The organism is Variovorax stachyos (assembly GCF_051400855.1).
Taxonomy (GTDB): domain Bacteria; phylum Pseudomonadota; class Gammaproteobacteria; order Burkholderiales; family Burkholderiaceae_C; genus Variovorax.
On record NZ_JBLFFN010000001.1, the window covers coordinates 195,279 to 207,344 of the forward strand.

Annotated in this window: 12 protein-coding genes; 7 read left to right on the forward strand and 5 right to left on the reverse strand. The window is 65.6% G+C overall.

Features of this window, described 5'->3' with window-relative positions; genetic code table 11:
* Positions 1 to 73: 73 nt before the first annotated feature.
* Positions 74 to 1,057, reverse strand: coding sequence for a LysR family transcriptional regulator (locus ACMGEZ_RS00970; protein WP_436820372.1), 984 nt, complete (start codon positions 1,055 to 1,057; stop codon positions 74 to 76).
* Positions 1,058 to 1,188: 131 nt separating this feature from the next.
* On the opposite strand from ACMGEZ_RS00970, the gene ACMGEZ_RS00975 reads away from it, so the two are divergent.
* From ACMGEZ_RS00975 to ACMGEZ_RS00985, 3 genes are all read left to right on the forward strand, one after another.
* A complete protein-coding gene (locus tag ACMGEZ_RS00975; protein WP_436820373.1) occupies positions 1,189 to 2,166 on the forward strand; it encodes a Bug family tripartite tricarboxylate transporter substrate binding protein in 978 nt (325 codons plus the stop codon).
* 33 nt (positions 2,167 to 2,199) lie between these two features.
* Positions 2,200 to 3,054 (forward strand): alpha/beta fold hydrolase, encoded by an 855-nt coding sequence (locus ACMGEZ_RS00980; protein ID WP_436820374.1) that lies wholly within the window; start codon positions 2,200 to 2,202, stop codon positions 3,052 to 3,054.
* Between the two features lie 383 nt (positions 3,055 to 3,437).
* Positions 3,438 to 3,923 carry a DoxX family protein gene (locus ACMGEZ_RS00985; protein ID WP_436820801.1) on the forward strand — a complete coding sequence of 162 codons (486 nt, stop codon included), beginning with the start codon at positions 3,438 to 3,440 and terminating at the stop codon, positions 3,921 to 3,923.
* Here the strand turns inward: ACMGEZ_RS00985 and ACMGEZ_RS00990 are convergent.
* Together ACMGEZ_RS00990 and ACMGEZ_RS00995 are read right to left on the reverse strand one after the other, a co-directional pair.
* Positions 3,901 to 5,421, reverse strand: coding sequence for an alpha-amylase family glycosyl hydrolase (locus ACMGEZ_RS00990; protein WP_436820375.1), 1,521 nt, complete (start codon positions 5,419 to 5,421; stop codon positions 3,901 to 3,903). The two genes, ACMGEZ_RS00985 and ACMGEZ_RS00990, sit on opposite strands and share 23 nt — an antisense overlap.
* Positions 5,422 to 5,453: 32 nt before the next feature.
* Positions 5,454 to 6,542, reverse strand: coding sequence for a mandelate racemase/muconate lactonizing enzyme family protein (locus ACMGEZ_RS00995; protein ID WP_436820376.1), 1,089 nt, complete (start codon positions 6,540 to 6,542; stop codon positions 5,454 to 5,456).
* A gap of 138 nt (positions 6,543 to 6,680) precedes the next feature.
* Here ACMGEZ_RS00995 and ACMGEZ_RS01000 point away from each other — a divergent pair, with 138 nt between their 5' ends.
* Both ACMGEZ_RS01000 and ACMGEZ_RS01005 read left to right on the forward strand, forming a co-directional pair.
* Positions 6,681 to 7,043 (forward strand): HU family DNA-binding protein, encoded by a 363-nt coding sequence (locus ACMGEZ_RS01000; protein ID WP_436820377.1) that lies wholly within the window; start codon positions 6,681 to 6,683, stop codon positions 7,041 to 7,043.
* Between the two features lie 132 nt (positions 7,044 to 7,175).
* Entirely contained in the window at positions 7,176 to 8,411 is a 1,236-nt protein-coding gene (locus tag ACMGEZ_RS01005; RefSeq protein WP_436820378.1) for an NAD(P)/FAD-dependent oxidoreductase, read from the forward strand.
* A 23-nt stretch (positions 8,412 to 8,434) separates the two neighbouring features.
* Here ACMGEZ_RS01005 and ACMGEZ_RS01010 read toward each other — a convergent pair whose 3' ends face one another.
* Both ACMGEZ_RS01010 and ACMGEZ_RS01015 read right to left on the reverse strand, forming a co-directional pair.
* A complete protein-coding gene (locus ACMGEZ_RS01010) occupies positions 8,435 to 9,007 on the reverse strand; it encodes a TIGR02444 family protein (RefSeq protein ID WP_436820379.1) in 573 nt (190 codons plus the stop codon).
* Positions 9,004 to 9,990 (reverse strand): LysR family transcriptional regulator, encoded by a 987-nt coding sequence (locus ACMGEZ_RS01015; RefSeq protein ID WP_436820380.1) that lies wholly within the window; start codon positions 9,988 to 9,990, stop codon positions 9,004 to 9,006. The genes ACMGEZ_RS01010 and ACMGEZ_RS01015 overlap by 4 nt, the downstream gene beginning before the upstream one ends.
* Before the next feature lie 207 nt (positions 9,991 to 10,197).
* On the opposite strand from ACMGEZ_RS01015, the gene ACMGEZ_RS01020 reads away from it, so the two are divergent.
* The gene (locus ACMGEZ_RS01020; RefSeq protein WP_436820381.1) at positions 10,198 to 11,199 is read left to right on the forward strand and encodes an ABC transporter substrate-binding protein; all 1,002 of its coding nucleotides are present in this window, start codon (positions 10,198 to 10,200) and stop codon (positions 11,197 to 11,199) included.
* Positions 11,196 to 12,065: an ABC transporter permease gene (locus tag ACMGEZ_RS01025; RefSeq protein WP_436820382.1), complete on the forward strand. Its 870-nt coding sequence runs from the start codon at positions 11,196 to 11,198 to the stop codon at positions 12,063 to 12,065. Before ACMGEZ_RS01020 ends, ACMGEZ_RS01025 begins: the two co-directional genes overlap by 4 nt.
* Position 12,066: the final 1 nt, after the last annotated feature.

The following is a 12,066-nucleotide window of genomic DNA, read 5'->3' on the forward strand; positions in this document are numbered from 1 at the left end:
CGGCGCTGACTACGCGCGTTGCGAGTTGGCGCCCGAACTCGGCGCAACTGCATCTCGCTTTAGCGACCCGGTGTCAGTTCCGTTCAGCATGTCGCTGGCGACTAGGGCGGATTGCCTGCGCTATGGAGCTCGAACGACTCTGAAGGTAGGCACTCAGCTGCTCGGCGGCTTCGGACAGCAGTGCAGACGGACGAAGCAGCCCCAGCGGTGCCAGCGGCCGTGCTGGCCCAACCGCGATTTCGTGCAGCTCGCCGGCTTCGAGCATGGGCCGCGCGAAGTTGACTGGCATGAATGCCAGCAGCTCTTCGTGCCGAAGCAGCCAAGAAACCATCGTTGGCGAGCGCGTGATCACCGAGTGCGTGCGTGGCGGACTGGGGAACGAGCGCGTCAGCTCGTCGAAGCGTTCTCGCGCTGGCGTGCCTGAAGGGAACAGTAGCCACGTCTGTTCTGCGAGCACCTCAGCGCCAGCCCGCCGCCTACCTTCAAGCCGATGACCTGCACTACACAGCACTGCGAACCGGTCTTCGAGCAAAGGGACGAACAACCAGCCCTCGGGAATCACGGCCGGCCGTCGACAAGCAACCAAATCAGCCTCGCCGCGTGCAACCGCCAGCAGCTGATCGTCTCCCTCTGCCTCCGACAGATGCACGGCGATCTCGGGGTGGGCCTTCCCGAACTCCGATAGGGTACCAACGAGCAGGCCATGGCTCGCCGAAACAGACGCGACGAGTCGAACCAGGCGCAGACCCCGACGCTGTCGGGCCGCAATGACTTCAGCGGTCTCGGACAGCGCGAGCAGCACGTTGCGCGCCACGGGCAAGAGACCCTCGCAGGCCGGCGTCGGCCGCACGCCCCGCGCATGCCTGTCGAAAAGATGCGTGTCGATCAAGCGTTCCAGGTATGCAAGGGTTTGAGTGACCGACGACTGGGTCAGCCCTATCGCATCGGCAGCTCGCTGGACGCTTCCCAGCTCCGCCACCTTCAGCAGCACTTGAAGATGTCGGAACTTCCCGCGCGCCATCAGGTGGTTGAGCAGGAGAGAGGCTGAGTGGTCCAAGATATCGGGCAGTCTAATACATCAGTCTAATACATCACCCCAAAATTTAATTGGCGGCCGATAGCTCTTCGAAGCAAGATTCTTCCTACACGAGGTGCCACCGCGCCTTCGCGAACCGGAGACAACGTGCCATGAAGACCCTGTTGCGTCATATCGCAGCGGCTGCTTTTGCCAGCTTGGCTGGAGCAAGCGCCGTTCACGCGCAGTCGCATGACTGGCCAACGCGACCGGTGCGCATCATCGTTCCCGCACCTCCCGGCGCGGGTTACGACAACACCATCCGCCCGCTGGCCCAGGATCTGGCGCTGCAGCTCAAGCAGCCGGTCGTGATCGAGAACAAGCCGGGTGCGGGCAACATCATCGGCACCCAGGCCGGGGCCACCGCACTGCCCGACGGCTACACGCTGACGATGACCGGCATGCTCAACACGATCGCGCAAGGCATCTACGAGCGCGTCCCCTTCGACATCGTGAGCGACTTTGCTCACATCGCCTCCATAGGCGCCGGCGAGCAATGGCTCGTGGTCAACAGTCAAGCCGGGATTTCCTCGTTCACGGATCTGATCGCGCAAGCCAATCGCGAGCCCGGCAAGATCAGCTACGCGACCTCCGGGCAGGGCTCGACCGGGCACCTGCTCATGGAGTTGCTGCAGCGCTCCACCGAAACGACGCTGACCCACATCCCCTACAAGGGCGGTGCGCCTGCCTTGCAAGACGTGCTCGGGGGGATCGTCCCCGTAACGGTCATCCCGCAGAGCGGTGCCTTGCAGCACGTCCAGTCCGGCAAACTGAAGGTTCTAGCCGTGTCAAGTGCACACCGCAGCAAGGACCTTCCGCTGGTGCCGACGTTCGAGGAGCTGGGGCACAAGCAGCTCACCGTCACTTCGTGGGTCGGCCTGTCGGCACCGAAAGGCACGCCGCCGGAGATCGTCAGCAAACTCAGCGCCGCCGTCCGGGCCAGCCTGGCCAAGCCCGAGGTGGTGGCAAAGATAGAGGCGCAGGGCCTGACGCCCATGGTCTCGACGCCGGACCAATACAGCCAGCTCGTAAAAGGCGATACCGAACGCTGGGGCCAGCTCACGCGCAGCTTGAAACTCAAGGCCAACTAATTACCCAAGGTCGGCAGACACCGAACGACGACCATGCCTTTCCTGACGTCCGCAGGTCGGCGGATCTACTACGAGCGCCACGGCGCCGGCCCAGCGATCCTTTTCCTGCACGGTGGCGGATCCAACGCGGCCACGTGGTGGCAGCAGCTGCCGGTCTTCTCGAGCCGCTACAGCTGCCTGACGATGGACATCCGGTGCTTCGGGCGGTCGGTTGCACCGACTAGTGAGTTCGACCTGGGCTTGATGGCCGACGACGTCCTGGCCCTGTTCGACGCAGAACAAGTCCATCAAGCAGTCGTTATCGGCCAGTCTCTCGGCGGAATGATCGGCCTTCGGGTCGCCTTGCGACACCCGACGCGCGTCGCCGGCTTCGTCGCCTGCGACAGTTCGATGGCCATCGACCATCCGGCCCTGCTGGAGCTTGTCTCGAAGCGGCTGCATTCGGCGCGCGCCGTCAGCATCGAGCAGCGGTCGCTCGGCAAGTGGTTTGTCGAACAGCATCCGCCGCTCGCCGCGCTCTATGCCCAGATAAATCACTTCAATCCGAGCGCACAAGCGATTTCCGCCGAGCAGTGGCAGGATGCGCTGGCATCACTTCTCGCGCCAGCTGCTTTAACGCCGGTCGAGGCCTTGCGCGAGCTTGCTTGCCCGACCTTGTTCTTGGTGGGCAGCGAAGATCCCCTCGTGCCCGCAAGCGTCATGCACGAATGCTCGGGCCTTGTGCCTGACAGCGCTGTTGCTGTTATCGAACAGGCCGGGCACTCCGCGTATTTCGAGAAGCCGGAGGAGTTCAATCGCCTCGTCATCGAGTTCATCGCTGGACGCATCGCAATCCCCAGCGACCGCGCGTCGACCTCGTTTCAACCCGGATCGACGGCGGCGGCGTAGGTGGTCGTCCGTCACAGCCTTGCATTCCACAGCAGGAGACATCATGACCCGGAGCCACCGACAGCTGTCACTGCTGGCCCTTGCTGCAGCATGTGCGGCAATCAAGCCTGCGGAGTCTGGAGCTGCCGTACGTTTGCCTAGACTTCTGGATTCGGCCAGAGCGGTCGCTCGGCGCTGGGCGACCAACACGTCAGCGGTGACGAACTCGGACCCCGATCTGCGTGGCCCTATCCGGCGCATGACCCGTGATGCGCGCGCAGGGTGTCGCCGCTCGCTCTGCCAGCGATGCATTTCACTCCAAGTTTCTGCCGCTTCATCGCACGGCTCTCGCGGCGGGTCGCAGGCAGTCACAGAATCCGGGCACCCATACAAGAGTGACGAACATGCTGACACCCGTACTGATGATCTTGATCCTGGTCCTGCCGTACCTTGGCTATCGCTTCGTGTCGCGGCATCGACCATCGCAGGATCTGCGTCCCGCGGCCGCCGCAGGCTTGGGGCTGCTTTTCCTTTTCACCGCCAGCGGCCATTTCCTCCAGACCGAGCCCATGGTGCAAATGCTGCCGCCCTGGGTTCCGGCGAGAGAAGCGCTGGTCTATCTCACAGGCGTGGTCGAGATCGCGATCGCCGTGGCACTCTTCTTCCGCCGCTCGCGCCTGGCAGGCGCGTGGGCAGCCGCGATAGTCCTGGTGGCCTTCTTTCCGGCGAACGTCTACGCGGCGCTCCAGCACGTCCCCATGGGCGGTCACGCCTGGGGGCCCAGTTATCTCCTCGTGCGGGCACCCTTGCAGCTCTTCATCCTGTGGTGGATCTGGGCCATGGTCCTGCAGGCCGCTCGGTGGCCGGTCAGCCAGGCTGCGAGACGATGACCCCTTCGAGCGGCTCGAGGACCAGCTCGCCTGCCACGGTGCCGCTGCGATCGGCATGGGTCGACGCCAGCACCACCGCGCCGGCACGCACGAGGTCTGCGGAGACCGGCTTGTCGGACGTGCTGAAGTTCAGCAGCACGACCAAGCGCCGCGTGCCGGCGCTTCTCGCGTAGGCCATCACGTCGGCTCCCGCCTCGAGCGGCTCGTGGCTGCCCTGGTGCAGGGCGGGTTCACGCCGCCTGAGCGCGATCAGGCGGCGGTACAGCTCCAGCATCGACGCGGGGTCGCCCGCCTGCGATTCGACATTGCGATGCTCCCAGTCACCGCCCAGCCGCAGCCAGGGCGTGCCGGTCGTGAAGCCTGCGTTGGGGGCGCTGCCGCTCCACTGCATCGGCGTGCGCTGCGGATCGCGGCCCATGCCCTTGCCGGGGTCGTTCTTCTCGAAAGGGTCCTGCACCTCCTCCGGCGGAATGGGCACGTCCGTCATGCCGATCTCGTCGCCGTAGTAGAGCGTCGGCGTGCCGCGCAAGCTCAGCAGCAGCATCGCGGCCAGCCTGGCTCTCTCCTGTCCGACGCGGCTGGCGATGCGCGGCTTGTCATGATTGCCGAGCACCCAGTTGGGCGCTGCGCCCTGTGGCAGCGCCGCCTCGTAGTTGCGCACGATGTGGTCGATCTCGGCAGCCTGCCACCTGGCGGCCAGCAGCTGAAAGTTGAAGGGCAGCTGCACGCCTTGCAGCAGGCCGTCGTCCGTGCGCACGTAGTAGGCCATCAGCCGCGCGAGCGGCAGGTAGAGCTCGCCGATCAGCACGCGCGACGACTCGGCATCGCTGAACTCGTCCACCACGCGCCGCATGTCGACGACGATGTCCTGCATCTCGGGCCGGTCGGTCGTGTACACCCGAAGCAGCCGGTGCGCAGAATCGCCGCCGGGCACGTAGTCGGGGTTCGGCGGGTTGTCGCGGAACTGATCGTCCTTGATGAGGTGGTACAGCACGTCGATGCGAAAGCCGTCGACCCCCCGGCGCAGCCAGAAGCGAAGCACGTCGTACATCGCAGCGCGCACCTCCGGATTGCGCCAGTTGAGATCGGGCTGCTCCTTCAGGAACGAGTGGCAGTAGTACTGCCCGGTGTGCGCATCGAAGGTCCACGCCGGTCCGCCGAAATTGCTGAGCCAGTTGTTCGGCGGCCCGCCGCCGGGGGCCGGGTCCCGCCACAGGTACCAGTCGCGCTTCGGGCTGTTGCGCGAGGCGCGACTTTCCAGGAACCAGGGATGCTGGTCGGAGGTGTGGTTGGGCACGGAAATGTCGTACCCGAAGTCCGCCATCGGGGAGGGATAGATGGGCGATATCCAGACCGCATCGACGCCGAGCTCGATCAGGTAATCGAGCCGATTCCGAATACCGCGCAGGTCGCCAATGCCATCCCCGTCGCTGTCCTGGAAAGACCGGGGATAGATCTGATAGACGATTCCATTCTTCCACCAGGCGTCGGCTGACATGGCGCTCCTTTCCTGCTCGTCCCCTGGAACCTTCAGGCGCGGATCGCGTCGAGGGCTTGCCAGTCGAAGGTGATGCCGTGTCCGGGCCGGTCCGGCGCAATCGCCATGCCTTCGTCGATCTTCAAGGGCTCGGCAACGTACTTGTCCACGCCGAAGCCGTGCGCCTCCAGGAAGATGCGATTGGGGCAGGCGGCCAGCAGGTGAACGGTGACGTCGTGCGCCCCGTGCGAGGTCACCGGCATGTTGAAGGCTTCCGCCAGCCGCGCAATCTTCATGAAGGGCGTGACGCCGCCGCAGTTGGTGACGTCGGGCTCCGGGTGCGTCACGGCACCGGCCGCAATGTATTGCTTGAACTCCCACAGGCTGCGCAGGTTCTCGCCGGCCGCGACCGGCAGGCCGCCTTCGCGGATGATGCGCACGTGCCCCGCGGGGTCGTCCGGGATCGTCGGCTCCTCGAGCCAGACGAGATCGAAGGGCTGCAAGGCGCGCGCCGCGCGAATCGCCTCGTCGACGCCCCACTTCATGTTGGCATCCACCATCAAGGGAAAGCCGTCCCCCAGGTGCTCGCGCATTGCGCGGACGCGCTCGACATCCTCGGCCAGGCGCGCGCGGCCGACCTTCATCTTGATCGCCCGGAAGCCCTTGCCCAGGTTGGCATCGGTCTGGCGCAGCAGGTCGTCGAGCGACAGCTGCAGGTCGATGCCGCCCGCATAGCAGGGCACGCGCGGATCGTGTCCGCCGAGCAGGTTCCATAGCGGCAGGCCGACCCGTCTGGCCTTCAGGTCCCACAGCGCCATGTCGAAGGCCGACAGCGCCAGCACCGTGGGGCCGCCGCGGCCGCCGTAGTGCAGCGCCCACCAGGCCTTCTGCCAGAGCCGCTCGATGTGATCGGCTTCCTCGCCGGCCATGATGTCGGGAAACTCGTGCCGCAGGATCGCTTCGATCGCGCCGCCGTTGCGCCCGACGGTGAAGGTGTAGCCCACGCCTTCGGCGCCATCCGCGTCGCGCACGCGCACGGTGTTCAGCTCGAAGGCGCGGATTTCTCCGTGCGTGGAGTCCGTCAGCACCACGGGCTGCGGAACGCGGTAGAAGCCGCTTTCGATCGAGGCAATGCGGGCCATGGTTGCGTCGGATGTAAGTCGGGACGGCAAAGGATAGCGCGGCAGGCCGGTCACCGACACCGGTACACTCCGCCCGCCCGGGCATCGGCCGGGGTCGCCGCAGGCAACGCGGCGTGTCTCTAAATCCAAGGAATCTGAATGAATCGCATCGAACTGGTCGAGAAGATCGCCACCGGCCACAACCTGAGCAAGGCCGAAGCCGCGCGCGTCCTCGAAACAGTCACCAGCTCCATCGTCAATGCCGTGAAGAAGGACGACCCTGTCCAGCTCGTCGGCTTCGGCACTTTCAAGCAGGTGGCACGCGCGGCGCGCTCCGGCTTCAACCCCCAGGCAGGCACGAAGATCAAGATCGCGGCCACCAAGGTGCCGAAGTTCGTGGCCGGCGCCGCCTTCAAGGCAGCCATCGACCCGAAGGCCGCCAAGCGCAAGGCCGAGAAGGCCGCGGCGAAGCCGGCGGTGAAGAAGACTGCACCGAAGAAGGTCGCTGCCAAGAAGAAGTAAGCAAAGCCGCCCCCGGGCGGCTTTCTTTTGGGCTGCGAATTTGCGTTTACGCAAATTTGTTTCTACACTTTCAGCCGATGGCGACTACCACTCCGATCAAGCTCGCCCAACCGGACTCAAGGTCGGCGCGCAATGGCCATTGATGTCTTGGTTCTGGGTGCCGGCATGGTCGGCGCGAGCACGGCCCTGCAATTGGCCCTGCGCGGGCATTCCGTCGCGATGGTGGACCGGCGAGCGCCTGGCCACGAGACGTCCTACGGCAACGCGGGGATCATCCAGCGAGAGGCCGTCGAACCCTACGCATTTCCTCGCAATTGGTCGGCGGTGCTCAACGTCGCCTTCAAGCGCGGCATGGATGTCAACTACCACCTTGGTGCCCTGCCATCCGTCATGTCGCCATTGGCGCGGTACTGGCATGCCTCGGCGTCATCGCGCTACGCGGCGATCGCCCGCGACTACAGTCGCCTCATCGAACACTGCCTGACCGAGCACCAGGCGCTCATTGCCGAGTCCGGCGCGGGTGCCCTGGTGCGCAAGGAAGGCTATCGGATGGCCTTCCACAGCCAGGCCGCGATGGACGTCGCTGCGTCGCGTGCCGTCCAGCTTCAACAGCGCTACGGTGTGCGGCATGCACTACTGGGCGGTGAAGCGTTGGCGCGAGCCGAACCCGGTCTTCGCGCGCGGCTGGCTGGCGCGCTGCACTGGCTGGACCCGTGGTCGGTGAGCGATCCCGGCGCGCTGGTGGAACACTACGTACAGCGCTTCATCGCGCTCGGTGGCCACCTGGCCGAAGGCGACGCCGCGAGCCTGACGCGCGTTGCAGAAGGATGGCAAGTGCAGTCCGCGGCCGGCCCACTGATTGCGCGTCATGCCGTCATCGCGCTGGGCCCCTGGGCTGCCGAATTGACTTCCACGCTCGGGTACAAGCTGCCGCTTTTCGTCAAGCGCGGCTACCACCGCCACTACCGGGGCGGGCCGGGCTTGCGGCTCCCGCTGCTGGACGCCGAGCGCGGTTTCGTGATCGTGCCGATGGCGCGCGGCATGCGCGTCACGACGGGGGCGGAGTTTGCCCGCATCGGGGCGCCTGCGACACCGGTGCAGCTTGAAAAGGCCGAGCGGGCCGCGCGCGAGCTGATCGACTTGCCGGAGCCGGTAGAGGCCGAGCCATGGCTGGGCAACCGCCCCTGCACCGTGGACATGAAACCGGTGATCGGGCCGGCGCCGAGGCATCCGGGGCTGTGGTTCAACTTTGGCCATGGGCACCAAGGCTTCACCTTGGGTCCGGTCAGCGGTCGCTTGATTGCCGAAATGATCGAGGGGACGACTCCTCTCGTCGATCCGAGCCCGTTCCTGCCTTCGCGATTCTGATCCCGGGTCGAGTTGCGTGGGCTTCACGCACCCGAGCGCATGAGTGTTGCGGCTCTGGCCCTCTCCTCGTCGAGCAGGCGCCGCATGCGGTGGACGGCCGTTTGCACCGCAGCGTCGTGCCGTGATGCTGGAGGCGCGTCGGCTGCATACAGACGCAGCACGCGATCCAGCAAGGGCCTTGCGTTGCCGGGCACGGGGACCGGGTCGCCTCGATGCGCTTCGATATCCCCGCACACCGCGGCGAATGCTGCGAACTCCGCATCGAGTTCTGCTTCCTTGATCTTCTGCCGGGTCTGCGCCACGAATTCAGGAGGCATTCCGGCGAAGCCGGGCTTCAGGGTCGTGCGCAGCGCCCGCAGTGGTGCGGTGACCTCGCGCCGCCACGATCCGACGCGCGCTTCGGCGCTGGCAAGCGCTTGTTCATCGAGGGCGATGCCCTTGGTGGCAAAGAGGTAGATCGCGTGCAGCAGTACCACGACGTCGACCCCCGCACGATCCTGCAGCAGGAGGCAGGCTTCGGCCACTCCGGGCTTTGCATAGACCTCCAAGGCGTAGTTCCACTCGAGCGAGAAGGCGTCGGATGCGGTGTGGGTCATGGGCGAAGAGCAGGGGGCAGGAGAGCGGCGTTCGGGGTGGGGGTGGCCGGCGGCTCCCGCCGAATCCGCATGCCACGCGACTCCTGCTGGTCCAGGCTGAGCCTGTCTGCAAGAAAGTCGAGGAAAGCGCGAATCTTGCTCGGCATGCCCTTTCGGCTGAGCACCAGCGCCGTGGCATGCATCGACGGGCTCTCCCAATCCTTCAGCACGCGCTGCAGGCGCCCGCTGCGCAAATCATTGGCGCACATCACGTTGGGCAGCATGCTCATGCCGACGTGGCCGATGGCCATCTCGCGCGCGATGGAGATGTTGTTCACTACCACCTTTCCCTCGATGGTGGCGAAGCGATGCGTTGCCTGGTTGCGCAGGGTCCAGATGCCATCCAGGCGCTGCTGCGTGGTGATGATGCAGTCGTGCCGGTGCAGGTCGTCCACCGATAGCGGTACGCCGCGGCGCGCCAGGTACTCCGGGCTGGCGTAGACGCCGCGCGTGATGGTCGCGATGCGCCGGTAGGTGAGGTCCGTGTCCTTCAGCGGCCCGAGCTGGATGGTCAGATCGTAGGGGTCTTCCCTTGGATTGACCGGGCGGCTGTTCACGTCGACCTCCAGTTCGAGCTCGGGGTAGGCCAGCACGAACTCGGCGATCGCCTTGCCGATCCACGACACACCGAAGTCGATGGGGATGCTGACGCGCAGCGCGCCCCGCATGGCGGTCTGCAGTTGCAGGGTGTCCAGCCCAGCCTGTTCGACCTCGTCCACCACGCGCCGGCAGTGGTCGTAGAAGCGCGTGCCGATCTCGGTGGTCGTGAGCCGCCGCTGGCCCTTCTTCAGGAGGACGGTGCCGACTTGCTGCTCGAGCTGCGTGAGCTTGCGGCTGATGGTCGACTTGGGCATGTTCAGCTCGCTCGCCGCCCGCGTGATGCTCTGCGCATTGACGACGTCGTAGAACAGTCGAAGCGAATTCAGATCGAGTTTGTCGGCCATGCAGATCGGTGTGTTCGGAACAGGTGCCGAGGGTAGTCGACATGACAGGCGAAGCGGTATCCGTGAGTTCCATGAATGGAACGGCCGGTCCATCGCTGCAGCTATTCGGAACGCTGCCCTGTTCCTACGATGACCCCCGACACAGACACAGAGCGCAGGCCGCCGAGGGCACCGCCCCCGTGATTCACCAAAGACGGAGACAAGCCAATGAAGAGACACGCACTCACGCGCCGAACGCTGCTCAGGGCCGCTTCGGCCTTCGCACCTGCCTCGCTCGTCGGGCCCGGCACGCTGGCCTGGGGCACTGCGAGGGCCCAGCCTGCGCTCAAGTGGGCCAACCTGACGCCCGGCTTCACGACGCTGCTGACCGACTACATGGTCGCCAAGGAGCTCGACAAGGCCAACGGGCTCCAGCTGGGCAAGCCGACCGCGTACACCGCGGTGACCACCTACTACAACGACTTCGTCGCCGGCAACTACGACGTGTGCATCGGCAGCTGGGACACCTTCGCCTCGCGCCACCTCTCCGGGGTGCCGCTGCAGTACGTGTGCTCGGTCACCACCGGCAACATGATCAACATCATCACGCAGGCCAAGGGGCCGGAGACGATCCAGGCACTCAAGGGCAAGACGCTGGCGGCCCCGCAGTCCACGGGCACCTACCGGATGATGCGGGCCGTGGTCAAGGAACTCGCCGGGGTCGACCTGGAGACCCATGCGGTGGTTCAGAACGTGGACAACCCGGCCGCGTCGGTCACGCTGGTGATGGCCAATCGCGCGGACGCCGGCCTGACGTGGGAGCCCAACGTGTCGGTCGGGCTGGCTCGCGTGCCCGACATGCGGGTGCTCTACAACGCCGGCGAGGAATACCGACGCCGCGTCAACCTCGACCTGCCGTACTTCGGCGTGGCGGTGCGCAAGGAGGCCATTGCCCGCGATCCCGGCCTGGTGGCCCGCTTGAACAAGGCTTTCAGCGAGTGCATCGAGGGCATCAACGGCAAGACGGAAGAGGCGGTGAAGATCGCCGGCGCCAACTCCGGCATTCCGACGGATGTGCTGAAGACGGCCATCGCGTCGAAGCGCCTGGAGTTCAAGCACGTCTCGATGCAGTCCGCGGAGGGCCGCCGCAGCATCGTGACCGCCAGCGAGTTCCTGGTGCGCAATGCCGCGCTGACCAAGGTGGTCGACAACGGGTTCTTTGCAGCATGAAGCAGGCGGAACTCAGGGCCGGCGACGTGGCCAAGCCCTCCTCGGGCTCTTCTTCCTCCCCCGCGGCCGGCCGGAAGCCGCTGACCACCGCCGCCATGGCGGTGCCCAAGGTGCGCGACCGCAGCGAACTGAAGGCGCTGCTGGTCGTCGTCGTGCTGATCTTCGGCGCGATGGAGGTCGGAAGCTGGTACGTGCCCGAATACGTGATGCCGTCGCCGACGGTGATCGCGAAGGCGCTGGCACAGTTGCTCACCACCGACCTGATGCACGTGGCGATCACGCTCGGGCGCTTGTGCGTGGCCATCGTCTTCTCGGCGGTGGCCGGCGTGGCCATCGGACTGCTGATGGGCACCTCCAAGAAGGTGGGTCCCTATCTGAAGGCGCTGGTGGTGGTGGACACCGGCATCCCCGCGCTGTCGTGGATGCTGCTGGCCGTGTTCTGGTTCAAGGATCCGGAGGCACGCATCTTCTTCATCCTGACGGTGATCCTGCTGCCCTTCTATGCGCTCAACGTGTACGAAGGCGTGCGGGCACTGTCGACCGATTGGGTGGACATGCTGGAGAGCTTTCGCCCGAGCCGCTGGAAGATGCTGCGCTACCTGGTCGCGCCGCACATCGTGCCGTACATCTTTCTCACGACGAAATCGGTGATCGGCTACGCGATCCGCATGGTGATCTTCGCGGAGCTGGTGGCTTCGGCCTTCGGCATCGGCTCGCGCATGAGCTTCGCGCAGTCGACCTTCCGCATCGACCAGGTGCTGGCATGGACGGTCCTGCTGGTGGTGATCAACCTGCTGATCCAGTGGCTCGCGACGCTGGCCGAGGCACGCTTCCTCGGCTGGCGCAAGGAAGCAAAGGTGCGCTGAC

What these genes read in the sequence shown, in the direction of transcription:
- ACMGEZ_RS00975 (WP_436820373.1), top strand. Translation starts at nt 1,189, where the DNA reads ATGAAGACCCTGTTGCGTCATATCGCAGCGGCTGCTTTTGCCAGCTTG.
- ACMGEZ_RS00980 (WP_436820374.1), top strand. Translation starts at nt 2,200, where the DNA reads ATGCCTTTCCTGACGTCCGCAGGTCGGCGGATCTACTACGAGCGCCAC.
- ACMGEZ_RS00985 (WP_436820801.1), top strand. Translation starts at nt 3,438, where the DNA reads ATGCTGACACCCGTACTGATGATCTTGATCCTGGTCCTGCCGTACCTT.
- ACMGEZ_RS00990 (WP_436820375.1), bottom strand. Translation starts at nt 5,421, where the DNA reads ATGTCAGCCGACGCCTGGTGGAAGAATGGAATCGTCTATCAGATCTAT.
- ACMGEZ_RS00995 (WP_436820376.1), bottom strand. Translation starts at nt 6,542, where the DNA reads ATGGCCCGCATTGCCTCGATCGAAAGCGGCTTCTACCGCGTTCCGCAG.
- ACMGEZ_RS01000 (WP_436820377.1), top strand. Translation starts at nt 6,681, where the DNA reads ATGAATCGCATCGAACTGGTCGAGAAGATCGCCACCGGCCACAACCTG.
- ACMGEZ_RS01005 (WP_436820378.1), top strand. Translation starts at nt 7,176, where the DNA reads ATGGCCATTGATGTCTTGGTTCTGGGTGCCGGCATGGTCGGCGCGAGC.
- ACMGEZ_RS01010 (WP_436820379.1), bottom strand. Translation starts at nt 9,007, where the DNA reads ATGACCCACACCGCATCCGACGCCTTCTCGCTCGAGTGGAACTACGCC.
- ACMGEZ_RS01015 (WP_436820380.1), bottom strand. Translation starts at nt 9,990, where the DNA reads ATGGCCGACAAACTCGATCTGAATTCGCTTCGACTGTTCTACGACGTC.
- ACMGEZ_RS01020 (WP_436820381.1), top strand. Translation starts at nt 10,198, where the DNA reads ATGAAGAGACACGCACTCACGCGCCGAACGCTGCTCAGGGCCGCTTCG.
- ACMGEZ_RS01025 (WP_436820382.1), top strand. Translation starts at nt 11,196, where the DNA reads ATGAAGCAGGCGGAACTCAGGGCCGGCGACGTGGCCAAGCCCTCCTCG.